18 protein-coding genes are annotated in these 20,493 nt (G+C 38.4%); 4 read left to right on the top strand and 14 right to left on the bottom strand.

All coding sequences use genetic code 11. The features are described 5' to 3' along the window. Nucleotides 1-152: 152 nt before the first annotated feature. From ASG31_RS03390 to ASG31_RS03370, 5 genes are all read right to left on the bottom strand, one after another. Complete coding sequence (locus tag ASG31_RS03390) at nucleotides 153-1,373, bottom strand: aminotransferase class V-fold PLP-dependent enzyme (protein ID WP_056027874.1); 1,221 nt, start codon at nucleotides 1,371-1,373, stop codon at nucleotides 153-155. Nucleotides 1,374-1,531: 158 nt separating this feature from the next. Then, a complete protein-coding gene (locus ASG31_RS03385) occupies nucleotides 1,532-2,167 on the bottom strand; it encodes a 50S ribosomal protein L25/general stress protein Ctc (RefSeq protein ID WP_056027872.1) in 636 nt (211 codons plus the stop codon). 55 nt (nucleotides 2,168-2,222) lie between these two features. Continuing rightward, complete coding sequence (locus ASG31_RS03380) at nucleotides 2,223-3,161, bottom strand: ribose-phosphate pyrophosphokinase (RefSeq protein ID WP_056027870.1); 939 nt, start codon at nucleotides 3,159-3,161, stop codon at nucleotides 2,223-2,225. An 83-nt stretch (nucleotides 3,162-3,244) separates the two neighbouring features. After that, complete coding sequence (locus tag ASG31_RS03375; RefSeq protein WP_056027868.1) at nucleotides 3,245-4,684, bottom strand: G-D-S-L family lipolytic protein; 1,440 nt, start codon at nucleotides 4,682-4,684, stop codon at nucleotides 3,245-3,247. A gap of 9 nt (nucleotides 4,685-4,693) precedes the next feature. Further along, nucleotides 4,694-5,932 carry an OmpP1/FadL family transporter gene (locus tag ASG31_RS03370; RefSeq protein WP_056027866.1) on the bottom strand — a complete coding sequence of 413 codons (1,239 nt, stop codon included), beginning with the start codon at nucleotides 5,930-5,932 and terminating at the stop codon, nucleotides 4,694-4,696. Nucleotides 5,933-6,215: 283 nt separating this feature from the next. On the opposite strand from ASG31_RS03370, the gene ASG31_RS03365 reads away from it, so the two are divergent. The 4 genes from ASG31_RS03365 to ASG31_RS03350 all read left to right on the top strand — a co-directional run bounded on the left by ASG31_RS03365 (nucleotide 6,216) and on the right by ASG31_RS03350 (nucleotide 12,238). After that, complete coding sequence (locus ASG31_RS03365; protein WP_056027864.1) at nucleotides 6,216-7,715, top strand: stage 0 sporulation family protein; 1,500 nt, start codon at nucleotides 6,216-6,218, stop codon at nucleotides 7,713-7,715. Beyond that, nucleotides 7,708-8,169, top strand: coding sequence for a gliding motility lipoprotein GldH (locus ASG31_RS03360; RefSeq protein WP_056027863.1), 462 nt, complete (start codon nucleotides 7,708-7,710; stop codon nucleotides 8,167-8,169). The genes ASG31_RS03365 and ASG31_RS03360 overlap by 8 nt, the downstream gene beginning before the upstream one ends. 6 nt (nucleotides 8,170-8,175) lie before the next feature. Next, nucleotides 8,176-10,551, top strand: a complete 2,376-nt coding sequence (locus tag ASG31_RS03355) for a penicillin-binding protein 1A (RefSeq protein WP_056027861.1) — start codon at nucleotides 8,176-8,178, stop codon at nucleotides 10,549-10,551. Between the two features lie 172 nt (nucleotides 10,552-10,723). Further along, entirely contained in the window at nucleotides 10,724-12,238 is a 1,515-nt protein-coding gene (locus tag ASG31_RS03350) for a GH3 auxin-responsive promoter family protein (protein ID WP_056027859.1), read from the top strand. 44 nt (nucleotides 12,239-12,282) lie between these two features. On the opposite strand, the gene ASG31_RS03345 is transcribed toward ASG31_RS03350, so the two are convergent. The 9 genes from ASG31_RS03345 to ASG31_RS03305 all read right to left on the bottom strand — a co-directional run bounded on the left by ASG31_RS03345 (nucleotide 12,283) and on the right by ASG31_RS03305 (nucleotide 20,469). After that, nucleotides 12,283-12,654, bottom strand: a complete 372-nt coding sequence (locus ASG31_RS03345; protein WP_056028088.1) for a hypothetical protein — start codon at nucleotides 12,652-12,654, stop codon at nucleotides 12,283-12,285. Nucleotides 12,655-12,664: 10 nt separating this feature from the next. Beyond that, nucleotides 12,665-13,015 (bottom strand): hypothetical protein, encoded by a 351-nt coding sequence (locus ASG31_RS03340; protein WP_056027857.1) that lies wholly within the window; start codon nucleotides 13,013-13,015, stop codon nucleotides 12,665-12,667. A 44-nt stretch (nucleotides 13,016-13,059) separates the two neighbouring features. Continuing rightward, nucleotides 13,060-14,052 (bottom strand): endonuclease/exonuclease/phosphatase family protein, encoded by a 993-nt coding sequence (locus ASG31_RS03335; protein ID WP_056027855.1) that lies wholly within the window; start codon nucleotides 14,050-14,052, stop codon nucleotides 13,060-13,062. A gap of 5 nt (nucleotides 14,053-14,057) precedes the next feature. After that, entirely contained in the window at nucleotides 14,058-14,780 is a 723-nt protein-coding gene (locus ASG31_RS03330; RefSeq protein WP_056027853.1) for a rhomboid family intramembrane serine protease, read from the bottom strand. A gap of 4 nt (nucleotides 14,781-14,784) precedes the next feature. Beyond that, nucleotides 14,785-16,560: a DNA mismatch repair endonuclease MutL gene (gene mutL / locus ASG31_RS03325; RefSeq protein WP_056027851.1), complete on the bottom strand. Its 1,776-nt coding sequence runs from the start codon at nucleotides 16,558-16,560 to the stop codon at nucleotides 14,785-14,787. Nucleotides 16,561-16,835: 275 nt separating this feature from the next. After that, nucleotides 16,836-17,684: a YoaK family protein gene (locus tag ASG31_RS03320; protein ID WP_056027849.1), complete on the bottom strand. Its 849-nt coding sequence runs from the start codon at nucleotides 17,682-17,684 to the stop codon at nucleotides 16,836-16,838. A 31-nt stretch (nucleotides 17,685-17,715) separates the two neighbouring features. Continuing rightward, complete coding sequence (locus ASG31_RS03315) at nucleotides 17,716-18,213, bottom strand: hypothetical protein (protein WP_056027847.1); 498 nt, start codon at nucleotides 18,211-18,213, stop codon at nucleotides 17,716-17,718. Between the two features lie 132 nt (nucleotides 18,214-18,345). Then, nucleotides 18,346-19,758 (bottom strand): sensor histidine kinase, encoded by a 1,413-nt coding sequence (locus ASG31_RS03310; protein WP_056027845.1) that lies wholly within the window; start codon nucleotides 19,756-19,758, stop codon nucleotides 18,346-18,348. Nucleotides 19,759-19,761: 3 nt separating this feature from the next. Further along, nucleotides 19,762-20,469, bottom strand: coding sequence for a response regulator transcription factor (locus tag ASG31_RS03305; protein ID WP_056027843.1), 708 nt, complete (start codon nucleotides 20,467-20,469; stop codon nucleotides 19,762-19,764). Nucleotides 20,470-20,493 lie beyond the last annotated feature (24 nt).

Here is a 20,493-nt window from a genome sequence, read left to right as displayed (position 1 = left end):
ATCTGTAAAGTTCCATATTAGTGAAAATTCCCCGTCTCCTGAGGCGGGGAATTTATTTTTACAGAACTTGTACTTTCCAGATTTAAAAAACCCTGCCAGCGTTTGAAACGCTGACAGGGTTGATTTTAGATACCTAAATTATCTTCTGAAAATTAAGCCAACATTCTCTGCGCTTTTTTCACACCTTCCACTAACAGGTCAATTTCTTCAAAAGTATTGTAAACCGCAAAACTGGCGCGTACCGTTCCGGCAATATTAAAGAAATCCATAATCGGTTGGGTACAGTGATGACCCGTTCTTACCGCAATTCCCATTTTATCGAGGATCATTCCCACATCAGAAGAAATTCCGATTCCTTTTAAATTAAAGGAGACAACACCCGTTCTGTGTGCATTTTCTCCGTAAACCTTTAAACCGTCAATTTCGAGAAGTTGCTTTTGAGCGTAGTCCAACAAAGCATTCTCATGATTCTGAATATTTTGGCGACCCACTTTATTCATAAAATCCACCGCAGCTCCCAGCGCAATATTTCCACCGACATTAGGTGTTCCTGCCTCATATTTAAAAGGCAAACCTGCATACGTTGTTTTGTCAAACGAACAGATGGCGATCATCTCACCACCTCCGTGGAAAGGCGGCAAATTTTCAAGGACTTCCTGTTTTCCGTATAAAATTCCGGTTCCCATTGGGGCATACATTTTATGACCTGAAAAGACGAAGAAATCGCAATCCATTTTCTGAACATCAATAGTAAAATGGGGAGCTGACTGCGCCCCATCAATTACGATATATGCATCTGAATTAGCTCTTGTTTTGGCAATAATTTCCTCAATAGGATTTACAATTCCTAAAGCATTGGAAACCTGATTAACAGAAACGACCTTTGTTTTTTCACTTAAAAACTGATCAAGATAATGCAACTGCAGAATTCCGTTTTCGTCCATAGGAATTACTCTCAATTTCGCCCCTGTTCTTTCGCACAGCAACTGCCAGGGAACAATATTCGAGTGATGTTCCAGATAAGAAATGATGATCTCGTCGTCCTGTTTTAATTTTGATGTTAAAATATAGGAGATAAGATTTAAGCCTTCCGTAGTTCCTTTGGTGAAGATAACTTCAAAATCATGTTCAGCATTGATGAATTTCTGGATTTTTCTTCTGGAAAGTTCCATTTCTTCGGTTGCCAGCTGGCTTAACGTATGAATTCCTCTATGAACGTTAGCATTTATTTCTTTGTAATATTTTTCCCAGACTTCTAAAACAGAATTCGGCTTCTGAGATGTAGCTGCATTGTCTAAGTAAACCAACGGCTTACCGTTCACCTGCTGATTTAATATAGAAAACTGACTTCGGATTTCCTGAATATCAAACATTTATTAAAATTTTAATTAAAAGATTCTTTATTTAGAACCCCTCAAATTTACGGCTTTTTTATGAAAAGATCTGATGCTTACAGCCATAATAGATGTAATCTAAAAACAAAAAAACCTGCCAAAAATGACAGGTTAATTTATTTAGGATAAGAAAATTCTTATTCTGCTGCTTCAGTTGCAGGAGCTTCTCCTTCATTTGCAACTTCTTCATCCTCATCATCATCCTGAGCTGCTGCACCACCTTTCGCTGCATTTCTAGACATTTTAACAGCTACTACAACTGCATTGTCTGGGTGCATGAAAGTGTAACCTTCAGCTTTGATAGATCCTACATAAAGTTTGTTACCAATTTTAAGCGAAGTAATATCTACAACTACCTCATCCGGCAAGTTTGCAGGAAGAGCTTTTACTTTCAGTTTTCTGAAAGTCTGACGTAGAACACCACCAGCTACAACACCTTTAGAACGACCAGTGATTCTTACAGGAACCTCCATGATAACTGGCTTATCGTCAGCTAATCTGTAGAAGTCTGCGTGAATAATCTTGTCTGTAATTGGGTGGAACTGAATATCCTGAAGAACCGCCGGAACAGTTTGTCCGTCAACCTCAATAGATACCGTGTGTGCTTCAGGAGTATACACTAAACCTTTGAATGCTCTCTCTTCTGCAGAGAAGTTCAATGGCTCGCCACCTCCGTAAACAACACAAGGAACTAATTCAGCATCACGTAAAGCTTTTGTCGACTTTTTGCCCACGCTTTCTCTTTTTGTACCTTGAATTGTAATAGATTTCATTATAAATAATTTAAAAAAATTGTTTCGTTTTAATCTGCAAACGCTTAATTATCAGTTAAATAACAAATTTACTGCTGATAGATTGATGCTCATGCACCATCTTCATAACATCTGCGAATAATGGGGCGCAAGATAGCACTTTTATTTTAGATGACAAATTAGTTTTTACAGGAATTGAGTCAGTTACAATTACCTCCTGCAATTTTGAGTTCTCAATATTATCATAAGCCTTTCCTGAAAGCACACCATGAGTAGCCATTGCTCTCACAGATTTTGCACCTTTTTCCATTAAAATATCAGCAGCTTTGCAAAGTGTACCTGCTGTATCAATCATATCATCGATAAGAATAACGTTTTTACCTTCCACATCTCCAATCAGGAACATCTCTTCTACAACGTTTGCTTTTTTTCTTTCTTTATAAGCAATTACTACGTCTGCACCGAGGTGACCTGCATAGTTTTTTGCTCTTTTTGCACCACCCATATCCGGAGAAGCAATCGTAAGATTATCAAGATTAAGATTTTTGATATAGTCTACAAATATTGTAGAAGCGTACAGATGATCAACAGGAATCTCAAAAAACCCCTGAATCTGGTCAGCATGCAAGTCCATCGTCATAATTCTTGTTGCGCCGGCTGCTGTTAAAAGATTTGCAACGAGTTTAGCTCCGATTGGTGCTCTCGGCTTGTCTTTTCTGTCCTGTCTTGCCAAACCAAAGTATGGAAGTACAACAGTAATGCTTTTTGCAGAAGCTCTTTTTGCAGCATCAATCATCAGTAATAATTCTAAAAGATTATCTGCCGGCGGAAATGTAGATCCAATTAAGAATACTCTTCCTCCTCTTACAGATTCGTCTAAAATGGGCTCAAATTCCCCGTCACTAAACTCCTGAATGATGATTTTCCCTAATTCTTTCCCATAATGCTGGGCAATGTTTTCTGCCAGTGTTTTACTGGTTCTTGTAGAAAATAGATAACTTAACTGATCGGCCATTTTTACTTTTTAGATTTTGCAAATTTAAAAAAAAACCACAAGAATCAATCTTGCGGTTTCTAAGTTTTTATACTTTCTGAATATTAAGGGAATGTGACACCTGAATATTTATTCACATCTACCTGTGGTAAAGTAGATCTGTATTTTTTGTTAATAGACTTGATAAATTCGTTTGCAACGATAGCATATCCTCTACCTGTAAGGTGAACTCCATCCAGAGAGAATGCACCACCAGTTACAAACGTTGCTGTATATTTTACACCATTCCATGATATTCCTGATTTAGCATTAAGCTCAATCATCTTTTCATTCATGTCTACAAATGCTAAGCCTTTAGAATCTGCCACACTTCTGATGGTGGTGTTGTATGCAGCAGTTGCTGTTAACACTTTCGCAGCTTCAGCTTCTGTTAACACCAGTTTATCCTCTAAAGGCACAGAAGTACCGCCACCAGCCTGTGGAGTAAGTACCGCACTTGCTGTAAGAAGGATAAAATCTTTTGAGGTAGTCTGTCTGTATTTTGGTAATCCCGGCACAGTTGCCAAATCTTTATCTGTAATCACAGCTCCATTTGAAACAGCACCTGCCACAAATTTGATGAGCCTTTTCTGATATTCTGCATCATTGATTGCCCCTAACGCTTTTGCCTGAGCAAGACCTGCATTGTATGTTGCATATCCGCTGTTCAACTGAGACACCTGAGCGTCTGTGAGATTGGTAAGCGGCATTGCAGGCACTCTTGTAAAGAATGGCACATTGGTAACATTAGGAATATTAGCCACTACCCCTTTTCTTGTGGTTCCTGCAGGAAAAACAATTCCTGCCAAAGCACTATAAGTGCTGTTGAAACCTACACCTACACCTCCGTCTACCGGTGTAATTGGGTTTGAACCGTCACCGCCTGTCGTTGCGTAACCTAATACGTCGTTATTTCCTATCCACAAAGAAACGAAAGTCGGATTTTGTGCTAATGCATCACCCACTACAGATGATGAAGCAGGGTTAGCTGCAAATCTCACAAAGTAAGGATTGGCAGTACCTAATGCTAAGTTTGCAGGATTTCCATAACCAGGAAAGAGCAAGTGAGAAACTTTTGCCCCTGGAACACCCATATTTTGGTAAGGTCCACCCGATGCGATATTATCCAGCGCTGCAGCAGGTGAGTTTGCCACCGGACTTAACGATCCGTTTACTAATTTCAGCTCCAGTTTTCCCGGAAAGCCTGGTAAATTATTAAACCCTCCGATATTATTGGGCATCAAAGGTTGCTTGAACTCTCCTCCACCCGCAAGTTTCATCTGCATAGCAATCATGCTGGGGAAAGATTCATTTTGTCCGCCAGAATATAAAGTTCCGTCACGGTAACCCGAAGTAAGCGAGTTTCCAAGAGAAATAAATTTGGTGAAATCTGCTTCCCCTTTCGTTACCACTACATCTTTTACATCGGTATCAAAATCTGTATTACAGCTTACTGTGAAAAGCAGTGCAGAAACAGCAAGTGTAGATATTATTATTTTTTTCATAAATTAATTTTAAAAAGCATTATAAGATAAACCTAAACCGAAATAAAATGCCTTAGCTTTTGCCTGACCGTAGAAACCTAATGTTTTATTTTTCACGTCTCTGCTTTGTGGCATTACATAACCACCCGCTAAATCAACCCCGAATTTATTCATTTTAAATCCTAAACCTCCTGTGAATACATAAGAATTAAACGAAGGCGTTTCAGGTATAAAATGCTCATCAGAATAAGGGGATTCATCGTAATACGCTCCCAAACGCCCAAAAATCATGTTTGTGAAAGCATATTCTGTCCCTAATCTTACAGTTTTAGAATTTCTGAAGTTCTTCGGTGCCACCAAAACTGTAGGATCTGCCTGATTTCCAATTGGCGCGTTGGCAAAATCCAGAGTCAGCTGGCTGTATCGCTCCCACCCATGATAGTTAAAGTCTGCAGAAATCAACCATTTTGGTGTTACTTTATAGGTTAAACCCATAGTATATTCCGCTACGAGAGGTAATGTTGCTGTGAAGCCGTCCTGTCCGGCAGAATTTAGGCCTAAAAGTGTATTCACTGTTGATTGTGCAGGAACTGTGAATGTAGCCGTTCCTTTTTTGGCTTTCATATCAACAGGAGAACGGTAAGCGATACTCACATCTAATTTTGGGTCTGGTCTGAAATAAAAACCAAAACCAAAGCCGTGACCGCTTGCCTTATCATCATTAATATTAACTGTTCCACCAAACTGAGTAACTGCTTTGTCCCAGTTTACCTGTCCTTTGGCATAAATATAACTTGCTCCGAAAGCTAACCAGTCTGCCATTTTATATGAAACCATTGGCTGAAAGTAGAATGCTTTCAACTCTAGCTTCTGCACCATTTCTCTACCTTCCCAATCGTAAGGATACTGAATTGTACTTCCAAAAGGCGTAGAAAAACTGAAACCTATAGATAATTTCTCAATGGGTTTGAATGCAATTGCAGCATAGATAGGCGTTCCCAAAGGATTATCTGTCTCCGTACTTGTTAATGTATTAAGATTCTGGAAAGTAACCGTATTGCTTGCACCAAACCCTCCTGCTACTATACTGAGTTTAGAAGGTATGAAAGACATCCCAGCCGGGTTAAAGAAAGTAACACTTGCATCTTCTGCATGTGCACTGGTATGCGCCATTGCCAATTGTCTTACTCCCTGCAAAGAAACCCTGAAGCCTCCTGCATAAGATAAAACCCCAGCCAGTAAGGCAGTTGATATCAATATTTTTTTCATAGGGTATTGTTATATTATAAAGTCAAATATAAAATTATTTTGTCAACGTCTGTTAATAAAAGTATAATTTTTAAACATTCTGTTAAAAGAAAACTATGTTTAAAATAACATCTGCGAATTTTTAAAACCTAAGTGTTTACTATAAAGAACTTTAGAAACAAAAATTAAACTGAATTAAAAACCCGTTTAAGGTTAAACATTTAACATCCATAATAATTCTTATTTTTGGAATTATGTAAAAATAAAAATCGATAAATTTGCAAATTAAATTAATATACAATATATGAGTTGTGGATGTAAAACGTCCGGCGATTCTACTCACTCGTGCGGGCCTAAAAAGACCGCCAGTGGCTGCGAAAGTGTAAATACCTGTGGTAATAGTTATAAATTAAGTGTTTTTGACTGGTTGTCTAACGTACAAAATCCCACATCAGAAAGATGTGATTACGTGGAAGTTAGATTTAAGAATGAAAGGAAAGCATTTTTTAAAAATGTAAACAATCTTCCTTTACACATTGGTAGCGTAGTAACAGTAGAATCCAGCCCGGGGCATGATGTAGGCGTAGTAAGCCTATCTGGCGAATTGGTAAAGATTCAGATGAAAAAAAAGAGAGCTCACGAGGATGTTGCTCTTAAAATATACAGACTGGCCAACCAGAAAGACCTTGAAGTATGGCAGGAAGCCAGAAAAAAAGAAGAACCCATAAAGGTTGAAGCCAGAAAAATCTCTCACAGACTGGGTCTTGAGATGAAAATTACTGATGTGGAATATCAGGGTGACGCTTCTAAAGTTACTTTTTATTACACGGCAGAAAGCAGAGTAGATTTCAGACTTTTAATTAAAGAGTATGCCTCTACCTTCCGTACAAAGATTGATATGAAGCAGATTGGCTTCCGTCAGGAAGCTGCAAAAGTGGGAGGAATCGGGTCTTGTGGCAGAGAACTGTGCTGTTCAACATGGCTCACTGATTTCAGATCTGTAAACACCAATGTTGCGAGATACCAGCAGTTGAGTATCAACCCTCAAAAACTCGCCGGACAATGTGGAAAATTAAAATGCTGTCTTAATTACGAACTCGACAGCTACCTGGACGCCTTAAGCCATTTTCCATCTTCTTCAACGACGTTGGATACTGAAAAAGGAAGGGCCTTCTGTATCAAAATTGATGTTTTCAAAAAGAAAATGTGGTTTGCATACGTTGATAATTCGATGGCATGGTATGATTTCGATATCGATCTAGTAAAAAAACTGATCGCGCAAAACAAAAAAGGTGAAAAAGCACCTCCTTTGGAAGATCTCAAGGTGCCAGATCTTGTTGCCACTTCTGTAGATCTTATTCAGGAAAACAGTGTAGACCGTTTTGAGAAGAAAAACAGAAACAACAGAAACCGCAATCAAAATCAGGGACAAAACAGGAATAATGGACAGAGAAACAAACCTGCCGGCGAAAGAACTGATCGTCCTGAAAGAGCTGCCAGACCTGAAAAAACGGAACGCCCAGCTGGTGAGAAAAACACCGACAGAAACGCCGGAAGAAATCAGCAGAACAGGAATCAGAACAGCCAAAATCCTAATCAAAACAATTCAAGGCCTCAAAAAAATCAGCAGCCAAAAGTTCAGGGTGAAAAAACGGAGCGCCCGGAAAGAGTGGAAAATGGAGAAAATACGGTAAATTCTGATAAGCCAAAGCCTCAGAATCCCAACCAGAACCAGAACAAAAAGAATTTTAAAAAGAAATTTCCTCCTAAAAAAGACAATTATAACAACAACAATAATGCATAAATTTTTAGGTTTATTAGTTTTTGCCCTGTTCATCAGCTGTGGTTCTTCATCAGAAGACATCACGATGAATCCCGTTAACGGAAAATGGAACAGAAAAACAGTGCAGAAATATAATCTCAGCATTTCTGATTCTCAAAATCCTAAAAATATTATATTTGTTGTAAGAAACAACGACAGTTATCCGTACAGCAACATCAGGTTTATTGTTGATTTTAAGGATCTTCAGACCAAAAAAAGTGAAGTTGACACTTTAAATTACATCCTCGCAAAGCCAAACGGCGAATGGCTGGGAACCGGTTTTGGAGATACAAAAGAGACGTTGTTTCTGTATAAAGTAAAATACAGATTTCCAAAAAACGGAAAGTATGAGATCAATGTAAAGCAGGCCATGAGAAATGATAATCTGCAGGGCATTGAAGATTTAGGAATAAAAGTAGAAACGGCAAAACCGTAATCATACATGGAAGAAAATAAAAACAATTCCGGAAGCAGAGGGAAAACTTTCCCGCTTCCGCCTAAAAAAAAGAAAGATACCGGCTGGAAAAGATGGGTAAAATTCGTCTGGGTTGGTTTCTTAGCTGTAGTTTTGGGAATTTCAGGTTTATTCTTTGCAGTTTCCCAAGGATTTTTGGGAGAAATGCCAGACGTAAAAGAGCTTGAAGATCCGGATATTTTTGTTGCCTCAGAAATCATCTCCTCAGACGGCCAGGTTTTAGGTAAATTTGAAAAAGAAAAAACACAGCCCATTACTTATCAGGAGCTTCCTCCCTATCTTATCTATGCCCTTCAGGCAAAAGAAGACGAGCGTTTTTCTGAACATTCAGGAATTGATCTGCAGTCTGTTGCAAGAGCTGTGGTTTATGGTGGAAAAAGAGGTGGTGGATCTACCATTACCCAGCAGCTGGCAAAATTACTTTTTACCGGAACTGCTGCCAAAAACAAAGTGGAGAGAGGGATTCAGAAACTTAAAGAATGGGTGGTTGCCGTAAGTTTAGAAAAAAGATATACCAAGCAGGAAATTATTGAGCTTTACTTCAATAAATTTGATTTCCTTTTCAACGCAAACGGTGTTGAGATGGCTTCTAAAATTTATTTCAATAAAAAGACCTCACAGCTTACCCTTCCTGAAGCTGCTACTTTTGTAGCTATGCTGGAAAATCCAAGAAAAAACAATCCTTATAGATATCCTGAAAAAGCGAAAGAAAGACGAAATGTTGTACTTGAGCAGATGCTAAAAACGGGATATATTGACAACGCAACGTACCAGAAAGCCAGCGAAGCTCCTGTAGTTGTAGATTACCACCCTATAAAAGACGTTACAGAGGGTTATTCTGCTTATTTTAAACATTATCTGAAAAAAGAAACGGACAGATATCTTGATGAGTACGAAAAAGAGACCGGGAAAAAATTAAACCTTTACAAAGACGGTTTAAAGATTTATGTTACTCTGGATTCTAAAATGCAGAAGTACGCAGAAGAGTCAATAAAAGAACATTTGACGGATCTTCAGAAAAGATTTGATGCCGAACAGAACAGAAGAAAAAACAGACCTTTTTACTATCTCAATGATAAGCAGGTAAACGATGTGATGATGCAGGCGGTAAGAAGAACCGGAAGATATAAATTGATGAAAGCCGACAACATGCCGGAAGATTCTATCATGATGGAATTCCACAAGCCTATTAAAATGTCTAGATTTACATGGACTGGCGAGGAAGAGGTTGAAATGTCACCCTGGGATTCTATCAGATGGCATAAGCAGATTGCACAGGCGGGCTTAATGTCTATGGTTCCGGGAACGGGTGAAATCAAAGCTTGGGTTGGGGGCATCGACTGGCAGCACTTCCAGTACGATCACATTAAACAGGGTAAAAGACAGGTAGGATCTACCTTTAAGCCATTCGTGTATGCTACAGCTATTATGAAATTAGGGATGACACCTTGTTCCACAGTTTCAAACGCAACATTTACAAAAGGAAGCTACAGCGTACCGGGAAGAGGTGGAATGCTTACTTTAAAAGATGCACTGGCACATTCTCAAAACCCTGTTGCACTTCGTCTGGCCGAAATGGCGGGTACTCAAAGCGTTATTCAGACAGCAAGGGATCTGGGAGTAACTCAGGATATTTCTACGAGTTTACCGATGGCGTTGGGTTCATCTGATATTACGATTTATGAAATGGTAGGTGCTTACAGTACGTTTGCCAACTACGGAAACTACAACAAACCGGAGATGATCTGGAGAATTGAAGATTCTAATAACAGAGTAATTAAAGAAATCAATGCAGAACCTAAAGAAGTAATGAATCCTAATTACGCTTACACCATGATTGAATTGATGAAAGGTGTGGCACAGTACGGAACAGCTTCCGGAGAATTGGGAAGAAAAGGAATTTCTAAAGCCGTAGAAATTGCAGGTAAAACGGGAACAACACAGAATAACTCAGACGGTTGGTTTATGGGAATTACCCCGAAATTAGCCACCGGAGCCTGGGTAGGCTGGGAAGACAGAGCAACTCACTTCTTCGGCACAGGTGAAGGTCAGGGTGCTAAAATGGCATTGCCAATCTGGGCGATTTTTATGAAGAAAGTATGGGCAGATAAATCCCTTAAGATTTCACCGGATGATAAATTCGTAAAACCTTCAGAATGGAAAGACGGATGTAGCAACCTCAAAGGGTTAAGCTCCGGCTACGGTGATGAAGGCGGTTTACAGACCATTGACGAAATTAAAAATCCGAAACCGGCTGAGCCAAGCACAAAACAGCCCGGCAGAAAAGAAGAAAATGTAAATGACAATCTGAATAAGTCTGAAGAAATTGACTTTAATAAATAAAAATACTCAATTCAATATAGAGACCTTCCTTATCGGGAGGTCTTTTTTTATGTTGCTTAAAGCAGAGGCAGCACGGAAAATCTGCCGGGATCTGCGCAAGTGTTTTTTTTGATAGCGGTTTTTTTATACCCAAATATTTCCTGCATTTCAAAGAATTGTTATATTTGTTGTAATGGCAACGAAAGCACTTTTCAACACGGTGGTCAACTGGTTTATCAAACAGAGGATAGACCAGATCCAGCATTTCATCGATCATCCGATAGATACTCAGAAAGGGATTCTCTTTTCGCAGCTTTTTCATGCGGAAGACACCGAGTACGGGAAAAAGTATGGCTTCAACTCCATTTCCAGCTATCAGGATTTTAAAAATAAAGTTCCTGTGGTTTGTTATGAAGATTTTGAACCTTACATTGAAAAGGCAAGACAGGGACAGAAAGACGTCAGCTGGCCAGGATACATCAAGCATTTTGCGAAATCTTCCGGAACGACGAATGCGAAAAGCAAATTCATCCCGATTTCTGCAGAAAGTCTGGAATACTGCCACATGAAAGCCGGTAAAGACATGGTCTCGATTTACGCCAACAATCATCCGGAAAACCAGCTTTTCACCAATAAAAATCTGCGTCTTGGCGGAAGTTCTGAACTGTACGCAGATTTCAATACCAAATTTGGTGATCTTTCAGCCATAATTATCGATAATTTGCCTTTTTGGGTAGAAATTACAACCATTCCCAACAAAAAAGTTTCGCTGATGTCTGAATGGGAATCAAAACTTCAGGCAATAGTTTCTCAGGTTAAAAATGAGGATGTTGGAAGTATTCTTGGGGTTCCAAGTTGGATGATGGTGCTTCTGCAAAGGGTTTTAAAGGAAACTGATGCAGAAAGTATTTCTCAGCTTTGGCCCAATCTCGAAGTATTTTTCCATGGCGGAATCAGTTTTAAACCTTACCGTGATCAGTATCAGGGAATCATCGGCAAAAAAATAAATTACTACGAAATATACAATGCTTCTGAAGGCTTTTTCGGAATTCAGGACAGATCAGACAGCGACGAAATGCTGCTGATGCTCGATTACGGAATTTTCTATGAATTCATCCCAATGGATCAGTTTCATCTTTCCAACCCGAAAGTTGTGTGTCTGGAAGAAGTTGAAAAAGGGAAAAATTATGCAATGGTCATCACCACAAATGGTGGTCTTTGGCGTTATCTGATTGGTGATACGGTGGTTTTTACTTCCACAGATCCTTTCAGAATAAAAATTACGGGACGTACGAAACATTATATTAATGCTTTCGGTGAAGAACTGATGATCAACAATGTGGATGCCGCTTTGGCAAAAGCTTGTGAATACACGCAGGCAAGTATCGCAGAGTTTACCGGAGCACCGGTTTTTATGAAAGAAAACGAAAGCGGTGCCCACGAATGGATTTTTGAATTTACCAAACCTCCTGAAAATTTAGACGCCTTTGTAGATTCTTTCGATCAGCATCTGAAATCTGTAAACTCCGATTATGAGGCCAAAAGATACAATAACATTACCCTTAAAAGACCGGTTGTTCATATCGCAAAACCTAATCTTTTTTATCTCTGGCTGGAGTCTAAAGGGAAACTTGGCGGACAGAACAAGGTTCCGCGTCTCAGCAACGACCGTGAATACATCGATATCCTTTTGGAACTGAACAAATAAAGAAAACCGCAAAATATGCGGTTTTTTCTGTTGATATCGTTTTACTATCTGTTCAGATCCTCTTTCAGTTTCTTTGCACCTTCCTCGATTTTTCCGGCACCTTTTGCAGCGGCGTCTTTGATATCTTTACCCGCTTCATTCAATTCCTGCTTAGTCTTTTTAGCAGTTTCGTCAATTTTTTGCTTAGCAGCGTCAGCTTTGCTGTCAATTTCACCTGTAGCTTTATCAATCTTGCTGTTGATATCGTTTTTCGTTTTGTTCACATCCGAACTGTCCACAATTCCTGAAGTGGTTTCTGTAACTGTAGTGGTGGTTGTAGAGCCATCAGCATTTTCAACGGTTTCTGTCTTCGATGTGGATTTTGTGCAGGCTGTCATCAATCCTAAAACAGCAATTGCGAGAATGATTTTTTTCATAATTAAATAATTAAAGGTTTTTTTTTTCAGTTTTGGGTTTATTATCTGTAATTTCAGAAGATTTTTTCTTTTCATCTTCTGCTTTCTTTTTGTTTTCTTTCTCCAGCTCGTCAGCAATTTTTTTCTCCTGCTCCTGAAGTTTTCTCGCTTCTTTCAGAGAATCCTGATACCGCTCTGATGACATTCGTATCTGTCTCACAACGTCTACCGAAGTTGCTCCGGGTGAAAAAGAATCTATTGCCGTAGTGTCATAGCTTGCTTTGCTTTCATCAGCACCTGTGGCAGAAGACGCCTGCCCACTTTTGCTGCAGGAGAGTCCAGTGATGAGCATAAACACCATGCCAAAGATAAAATTTTTCATAAATAATATTTTTTGAAAAGCAATTTATTTGCCATAATTTCAGATTAGTTTGAAATTTTAAAGGTAGCTGAAACAGGATAGTGGTCCGAGATTTTAACCGAGTGATCCACATTATAAGATACAGGGACGATAGATTCTGATGTGAAAACATAATCCAGACGTAAAGGATATTTGTAATCATGAAAACTCGTGGCGCTACCCTTCCCCACTTTTACAAAGGCATCCTGCAGGTCTCTGCCTAAATGATAATATTCATACGAATTGGGAACCGCATTAAAATCGCCAGTCATAATTACAGGATAGGGTGAGTTATCAATATATTTCCGAATCATCGTGATCTGATCCTGGTGCATTTTAAATGTAGGAATAAGTTTTCTGATAATATTTTTAATCTTGTTTTCGTCCTCCGCGCTGTTACCGTTCAGTTTTACCATGCTTTTTTCAAACTTAAAAGGCTGAAGATAAATATTGAAAAGTCTCACGGTTTTATTATTGATTTTAAGATCTGTATAATCTGCGAAAGCATTAAAATCTTCGCTGTACATTCCTTCAAAAATTTCTTTGTAACCTACAATTTCGTATTTTGAATACAGAGAGCTTAGAGGTCTTTCTTTTGCCTTTTTTAATCCCGTAAACTGATAGGGAAGATTGCCGTCTTCCTGAAGAAGAATAATATCTGCCCCTTTATCATTCATATAGTCTTCAATTTCTTCTCTGCCGAACGTTCCGCTTTTAGTATTGAGAGTAATAATTTTTAAGCTTTCCTTTTCTTTTGAAGTACTGTAATTAACCCACCTCTGAGCTGCAGAAAAGAAGAACAGCCCGAAAAGCATAAAAACAAAAGCCCTTTTTTTCCACATAAAAATCCAGAGAACAGTAAGTAAACCGTAAATAGAAATAAGAACGGGAAAAGCCAAAGACAGTATATTAAACCACGGAAAAATTCTTGGAGGAACATACGCATTGAGTAAAACACCAAACAGCAGCAGTAAAATACCGAGATGACCGATCAGCAGAGCAAGTCTTACAATTTTCATAGTTTTTAATTGAAACGGTAAAGGTGTTTTTTCCAGATTTTAGCTAAAATAAAACCTACGATGGCACCTCCAACGTGTGCCAGATGGGCGATGCCGCCTACATTCCCTGTTACACCAAGAGCAATCGAACCAATAATTACTACCGGTAAAACGTATTTAACCTTCATTGGAATGGGAATAAACATAATGCCGATTTTTGCATCGGGATATAACGTTGCAAATGCGGCAATTACCCCAAAAATCGCTCCAGAAGCACCCACCATACGACCGAATATGATAGGACCTAATTTGTCTTCTACCAAAGCTTTTACAGCAGGAGAAACCTGAATGTTTGCAAAACTTTCCGGATCTGATATATAACCACTGACATTAAAACCAAGGCCATTTAATTGCGAATAGGCTTGTTGATATCCAACAAAATTCCATAAATTAAAAAGGAAAAACGCTCCTAAACCACTTAAGAAATAAAGAATTAAATATTTTTTATCTCCTAAACTCTGCTCCAAAATTGGCCCGAAACTGAACAGTGTAAACATATTGAAAAGTATATGCATGGGGCTCCCGTGCATAAACATGTGAGTAATAATCTGCCATGATTTAAAATCTGGCGACAACGGGAAATAAGCTGCCAAATAATAATCAAGCTGAGGAATTATAAGCGCTGCAACATAGAACACAATATTCAGAATAATCAGATTTCGGGTAATTGGCGGTATACTGTTAAACATTTACTTAAAATTTATTTTTAAAATCATTAAACGGGACTTCGTAAAAACAGCGCTTTCCACTCGGTAAATATTCCGGGAAACCCAATGCTGTAAAGTCTTTGATTAGCTGTTCTGCATCTTTTTTATAGATAAAATCAAAACGGGACTTAGACTGCATTTTAGACCATTGATTCTGGTAAAACTGCATAAATTCTTCCTCGGTCTTGTACTCCAGCACTTCAAAGAGATTCTCCAGAAATTTCATCACATGAGTTTCTTTCAAACCTTCCGGCACGCTGTCTATTCTAAGTACGCTCTCGTGTGCAATTTTCATGTCAAAACCAAGTTCCGGAAGATATTTTTTTATCGATCTGTATTTATTTTTTTCGATTTCGTTCATGTGATATTCCAGCGAGAACAGAAGAGCATGGCTTGCAGAATTTATTTTTCTTTCAGATTTCGTATTTTCTGAAACCACCAACCGGTGCATTCTGCCCAAATCGAGCATCAGGGTTCTGTCCCCTTTATTAAAAAGCCAGTATCCATTAGGAAGTCTCATGAGGTCTTCATCAAAATCTTCATCTTCAAAAAGGTTGATTTTAGAAGGTTCTGCAGAAATATTCTGATGGTACATTTCCGCAAGATTCTGCATTTCCGCTTTAGTCACCTGTTTTTCTTCAGCAAAAGGGTTGTAATCGCGGTCTACCGTAATTTCGGGCATTTTTACAGAAACATTTCCCTTACTCGGAAAACTTTTCTGCATCATCTGGTCAAAGTGCGGATCTCTTTCAAAATCCAGACTCGGGGCGATGTTGTAAATTCCTAAAGATCTTTTAATAGTGGAACGGATTAAAGCAAAAATAAGATGCTCATCTTCAAATTTCACCTCTGTTTTTTGAGGATGGATATTCACATCAATTTTCTCGGGATCAATTTCCAGAAACAAGAAAAATGTTGGGATAAATCCTGGCAAAAGTAGTCCGTCAAAAGCTTCCTGAACGGCCTTATTAAAATACGCACTTTTAAAAAACCTTCCGTTGACGAAGAGAAACTGTTCGCCTCTGGTCTTTTTTGCGCCCTCAGGTTTTGCTACAAAACCGTGAAGTTTACACCAGATAATATCTTCTTTGATGGGTATAAGCTGCGGCTGAAGTTTTCGCCCGAAAATATCAACAATTCTCTGCATCTGGCTGCTTTTTCTTAACCTGAAAATCGCCTCATCATCCTGAAAAAATGAGAATTCAATGTTTTCATGAGCTAATGCAACCCTTTGGAATTCATCAATCACATGACGGAATTCTACATTGTTGTTTTTAAGAAATTTCCTTCGGGCAGGAACGTTGTAAAACAGATTTTTAACAGAGAAATTAGAACCTTCAGAAGTCTGAGCCGGCTCCTGAAACTGAAATGTTCCGCCTTCGATGTAAATGTTGGTTCCCAAAGCAGCGTCTTTCAACTTAGTTTTCAGTTCCACCTGTGCAACTGCAGCAATAGAAGCCAAAGCTTCGCCACGAAATCCTTTTGTAGCAATTTTAAAAATATCTTCGGTGCCACGGATTTTTGATGTGGCGTGTCTTTCAAAAGCCATTCGGGCATCAGTTTCAGACATTCCTTTGCCGTCATCCACCACCTGAATAAGATTTTTCCCGGCTTCACGTATGATAAGCTCTATCTTTGAAGCCCCGGCGTCGATAGAATTTTCCAGCAGTTCTTTTACAATGGAGGCAGGCCGCTGTACGACTTCCCCTGCTGCAATCTGATTGGCTACATGATCCGGTAAAAGCTGAATGATATCTGACATAATAATGAATGAACTTACAAAAATAAGCATTCAAAGTAAGAATGTAATTATTAAAACTTCGAATTAAAATTTAATTATTAACATATCAACAACATCGCCATTTGTGGTAGCACGGAAGATTATGCGAGTTAAATCTTTGTTAAAAATGATTTCTGCCGGGAGAGGCTTTTTTAATTTAAACTGAAAATTTCCTAAAAAAACTCCCGCCTTCAAAAATGAGAGCAGGAGTTCCAAACTAAGTATATACAATTAATGTGTTTTCGAAACTTTTAGTATCAATTTTTTTCCAGAATAAGCTGAGACTTCTCTTTTCTTCTGATGGGTTTTTCTACGGCTGCGCTTCCGTGTAATGTATCGTAAAGCTCAGACATCACATTGGGACTTTTATAGATTTTTGAATATCTGTAATTGGTGTAAAAATGTCTTAAATTGATTTTATAAAAATCATAACCAATTACAATTGAGAGACATGCGCTGATCACGTAAAACACTCTGAATTCTAAAATATAATACGTTAATCCCGAAAAAACAGCTCCACACACATAGGCTAGCATAATGCTTGAAAGCAGTTTTGCTTTTGCCACCATTTCAGGGTTTTTTCTGAACCTTTTCTGGGTAAACATTGAAACCAGAATTCCCAAATCTGTGGTTGTACCTGTGAGATGGGTGGTTTTTACAGAAAAATTTGAAATACTTGCAGTTAAGCCGTTCTGCAAACCTGTTGCAAACAGCATAATTCCCACTAAAACTTCTGCTTCCTCAAGTGTTTTCTGATAATACAGCTGTCCGTAGATCCCTACTGCCATGAGGCATATAATTTCCAGAATCAACGGGATAGAATGTGCGAGATACTGGCTTTTTTTATGCAGATTGATCACCGAAAGATTCGAAACAAAACTTCCGAAGAAGAACATGAATATCCAAACACCCACGATCAGTACCTGAGACCAGTTCCCTTTACTTATTTCCGCAGCAAAAACGGCATAGTGACCCGTAACATTGGACGTAAATGAGAGAAAGATAAGCAGAGAGGCAATGTTTATAGTCCCTGCAACGAAGGCAGTCAGCGTCCCCAACTGTATATTCTCCTTTAGTGTGCGGCTGTTACTATAATTCCTTAACATTTTAATTCTTTTTTTAAAATTAATCTTCTTCTTACACTTCTGCAAAGACTTCTGCAATCTTGCCTTTCTCCGGCATAAAGTCTGGCGAAATTATTTTCACCTCCTTGGCGTCCAGTATTTTTGTTCTCTTCAGGTAAGGAACGATATCAAACTTTCCGTTGTGATTATTTTCTTTTAAAGAACCAGAATAGTACGCTTCATCCACTCCAGTTGTTTTCAGGAACTGATCGAATGTTCTCTGGAAACTTCCGGTGAAAATATCGCAGGTAATTTTGCTTACCAAATCGGGATATTTATTTTTTATGATGCTTAACGCGTCTGAAAATTCTGCAGATTTGATTTTACTCAAAATTTTACCTTTGGTGTTGAATAAAAGATCTCTGATAGAATCTCCCGCGTCATACCCGGAAACCAAAAGAATTTTATACTGTTCGTTGCTGTGCGAAGAATTTTTTTCTCTTAAAACCTTCTTCATTATATTGAGAGATTCAAGCGAAAAATCTGTTGCTATCAAAATGGTCTTGCTCATAATCTGTAGTTTTAAAAAGTAAAATACTTATTTACTCTACAAAAGTATGTTCACCAAATTAGAAGCCTTTTGGAAAGGAATTAAAAAGCAGTTAAAAAGGATTAGAATGTGATTAGAATTTAAAAAAAGCTTTTAAACAGGGTTTTCTTCGTTCTTTAAAGTACTGTAAAGTGTAGGAAACCTCATCTGAACAGTTGTTCCCTGATTTTCAAATGAACTCACAATCAATTCGCCATTGTGCATCCTTACAATGTTTCTTGCTAACGGTAATCCGATGCCGTAGCCTTCATAGTTTTTGGTGTTTGAAGCACGGAAGAAAGGATCGTATATTTTATGCATTTCAGACTCGGGAATCCCGATGCCGATGTCTTTAATGATAAGGTATACATCTGTATCTGTAGCTCCCAGCGACACTTTTACCTGTTGGAAATTAGAGTACTTGCAGCCGTTGTTGATAATATTGGTCACCGCAAGATGAAGCAGCTGCTCGTTGCCCATAATTTTCAGTTTTTTTGGGTTATCAGGAAGCATACTGATATCCAGATAGATATTGTTCCGGGAATCCATCCTTCTGAGGGTCTCTATGGCGTCCCAAATCAGTTGATCGATTCTCACTCTGTCGATTTTCTGGATTTTACCATCAAATCCCGTCTGTGCAATGAGGAGAAGAGCTTTTATTTTTTTATCTAATTTTTCTGCTTCGTCAAGAATAATTTCTAAAGTTTCTTTGTATTCCTGGGCACTTCTGTTAATCGATAAAGCCACATCGGCCTCACCCATAATCGAAGTGAGCGGTGTTCTGAGCTCGTGAGAAACGTTTCCGATAAGGTGATTTTGGGTCTCAAAAGAGGTTTCGAGCCTGGTGAGCATCGTGTTGAAAGTATCCACCAATTCATTCAGTTCTTTATTATCCGCCTGAGGCTCAAGTCTTAAATGGAGATTTTCAGAACTAATTTCTTTTACTTTTCCGGTGATTTTTAAGATTGGCTTAAATAAAGTTTTAGAAAGATAGAACGAAAAAATCATGCTGAAGAACAGCGAGAGAACCATACAGGTAATTAATGTTTTCTTTAAAAATCCGAGATAATAAACTACGTAATGGTTTTTTGCAGAGGCGATTGCAATGTAACTTCTATTGTTGTATTTAAAACTCTGCCCGATGTAATAAAACTCATTGTCGTTGTAGTTGGCCTCCCCTTTCCGGATAATATTTTTAAAAAAAGTGTCTGGAATATGTACTTCTGAAGAGATTTTTTTAAAATTTGAATCTTCGGGAACAGAGAATACGTAATCTCTTTCCATCGGAAGTTCTTCGTCATTAAGGCTGTTCAGAATGTGATTTTCCGGAATATCGAGCTGTTTTTTGCTCTTCTCAATCTGTACAATCGTGGTTGTTCTGATTTTTAAAAGTTCGTAAAATCTCTGATGCGAAAAATTAACGATTGAATAATACACCAAACCGCCAAACAGCAAAATGATGGTGGCAAAAACAACCATCAGCAGAATCATTGTTTTAGTTTGATTATTAATTACTCTGTTCAGCATTTCTCAGGCTTTTTTTAAAACATATCCCATCCCGATTACCGTGTGAATCAATTTGTTGTCTTCGAGAGTGTCTACCTTTTTGCGCAGATAATTTACATAGACATCCACTACATTAGTTCCCATTTCATAATTGACGCCCCATACGGCATCCAGAATTTCTGCGCGGGAAATTACTTTTTCGGGATTGCTCAGAAAATAGAGCAGTAGCTTAAATTCTGTAGAAGTGAGTGTAACTTCCTGCCCCGCACGCACCACTTTTTTGGTATAATCATTTAAGCTGAGGTCTGAAAACTGGTAAATATGTCCACTCTGAACGTCTTCATCTTCAAAATCGGACGAAGAAACGCCATTACTGCGTCTCAACAGAGATTTTACTCTCGCCACCAGCTCGATGAACTTAAAAGGTTTCACCAGATAATCGTCTCCACCGCTTTCCAGGCCCAGAACGATATTTTCAGATGTTCCCAAGGCCGTTAAAAAAAGTATAGGAACATTTTTATTGGTTTTTCTGATTTCTTTACAGACTTCCAACCCGTTCATTTCCGGAAGCATAATATCTAAAATCACAAGATCGAAATCATTTTCTTTCACAAGCTTGGTGCCGGTGAGGCCGTCAAATGCCACCGAAATTTCGTATCCGTTTTCCTGAAGTCCTTTTTTAATGAAAGAAACTACGCTGGTTTCGTCTTCAATCAGAATTATCTTTTTCATACTGGTTTCTGTTTCACAAAAGTA

The organism is Chryseobacterium sp. Leaf404 (assembly GCF_001424145.1).
GTDB lineage: Bacteria > Bacteroidota > Bacteroidia > Flavobacteriales > Weeksellaceae > Chryseobacterium.
Note: the sequence above shows the minus strand (reverse complement) of the source record. Positions and strands in the feature narration are given on the sequence as shown.

What these genes read in the sequence shown, in the direction of transcription:
- ASG31_RS03340 (WP_056027857.1), bottom strand. Translation starts at nt 13,015, where the DNA reads ATGAAAAATTTTATCTTTGGCATGGTGTTTATGCTCATCACTGGACTC.
- ASG31_RS03365 (WP_056027864.1), top strand. Translation starts at nt 6,216, where the DNA reads ATGAGTTGTGGATGTAAAACGTCCGGCGATTCTACTCACTCGTGCGGG.
- ASG31_RS03360 (WP_056027863.1), top strand. Translation starts at nt 7,708, where the DNA reads ATGCATAAATTTTTAGGTTTATTAGTTTTTGCCCTGTTCATCAGCTGT.
- ASG31_RS03370 (WP_056027866.1), bottom strand. Translation starts at nt 5,932, where the DNA reads ATGAAAAAAATATTGATATCAACTGCCTTACTGGCTGGGGTTTTATCT.
- ASG31_RS03355 (WP_056027861.1), top strand. Translation starts at nt 8,176, where the DNA reads ATGGAAGAAAATAAAAACAATTCCGGAAGCAGAGGGAAAACTTTCCCG.
- ASG31_RS03390 (WP_056027874.1), bottom strand. Translation starts at nt 1,373, where the DNA reads ATGTTTGATATTCAGGAAATCCGAAGTCAGTTTTCTATATTAAATCAG.
- ASG31_RS03345 (WP_056028088.1), bottom strand. Translation starts at nt 12,654, where the DNA reads ATGAAAAAAATCATTCTCGCAATTGCTGTTTTAGGATTGATGACAGCC.
- ASG31_RS03320 (WP_056027849.1), bottom strand. Translation starts at nt 17,684, where the DNA reads ATGTTAAGGAATTATAGTAACAGCCGCACACTAAAGGAGAATATACAG.
- ASG31_RS03380 (WP_056027870.1), bottom strand. Translation starts at nt 3,161, where the DNA reads ATGGCCGATCAGTTAAGTTATCTATTTTCTACAAGAACCAGTAAAACA.
- ASG31_RS03310 (WP_056027845.1), bottom strand. Translation starts at nt 19,758, where the DNA reads ATGCTGAACAGAGTAATTAATAATCAAACTAAAACAATGATTCTGCTG.
- ASG31_RS03385 (WP_056027872.1), bottom strand. Translation starts at nt 2,167, where the DNA reads ATGAAATCTATTACAATTCAAGGTACAAAAAGAGAAAGCGTGGGCAAA.
- ASG31_RS03305 (WP_056027843.1), bottom strand. Translation starts at nt 20,469, where the DNA reads ATGAAAAAGATAATTCTGATTGAAGACGAAACCAGCGTAGTTTCTTTC.
- mutL (WP_056027851.1), bottom strand. Translation starts at nt 16,560, where the DNA reads ATGTCAGATATCATTCAGCTTTTACCGGATCATGTAGCCAATCAGATT.
- ASG31_RS03330 (WP_056027853.1), bottom strand. Translation starts at nt 14,780, where the DNA reads ATGTTTAACAGTATACCGCCAATTACCCGAAATCTGATTATTCTGAAT.
- ASG31_RS03315 (WP_056027847.1), bottom strand. Translation starts at nt 18,213, where the DNA reads ATGAGCAAGACCATTTTGATAGCAACAGATTTTTCGCTTGAATCTCTC.
- ASG31_RS03350 (WP_056027859.1), top strand. Translation starts at nt 10,724, where the DNA reads ATGGCAACGAAAGCACTTTTCAACACGGTGGTCAACTGGTTTATCAAA.
- ASG31_RS03375 (WP_056027868.1), bottom strand. Translation starts at nt 4,684, where the DNA reads ATGAAAAAAATAATAATATCTACACTTGCTGTTTCTGCACTGCTTTTC.
- ASG31_RS03335 (WP_056027855.1), bottom strand. Translation starts at nt 14,052, where the DNA reads ATGAAAATTGTAAGACTTGCTCTGCTGATCGGTCATCTCGGTATTTTA.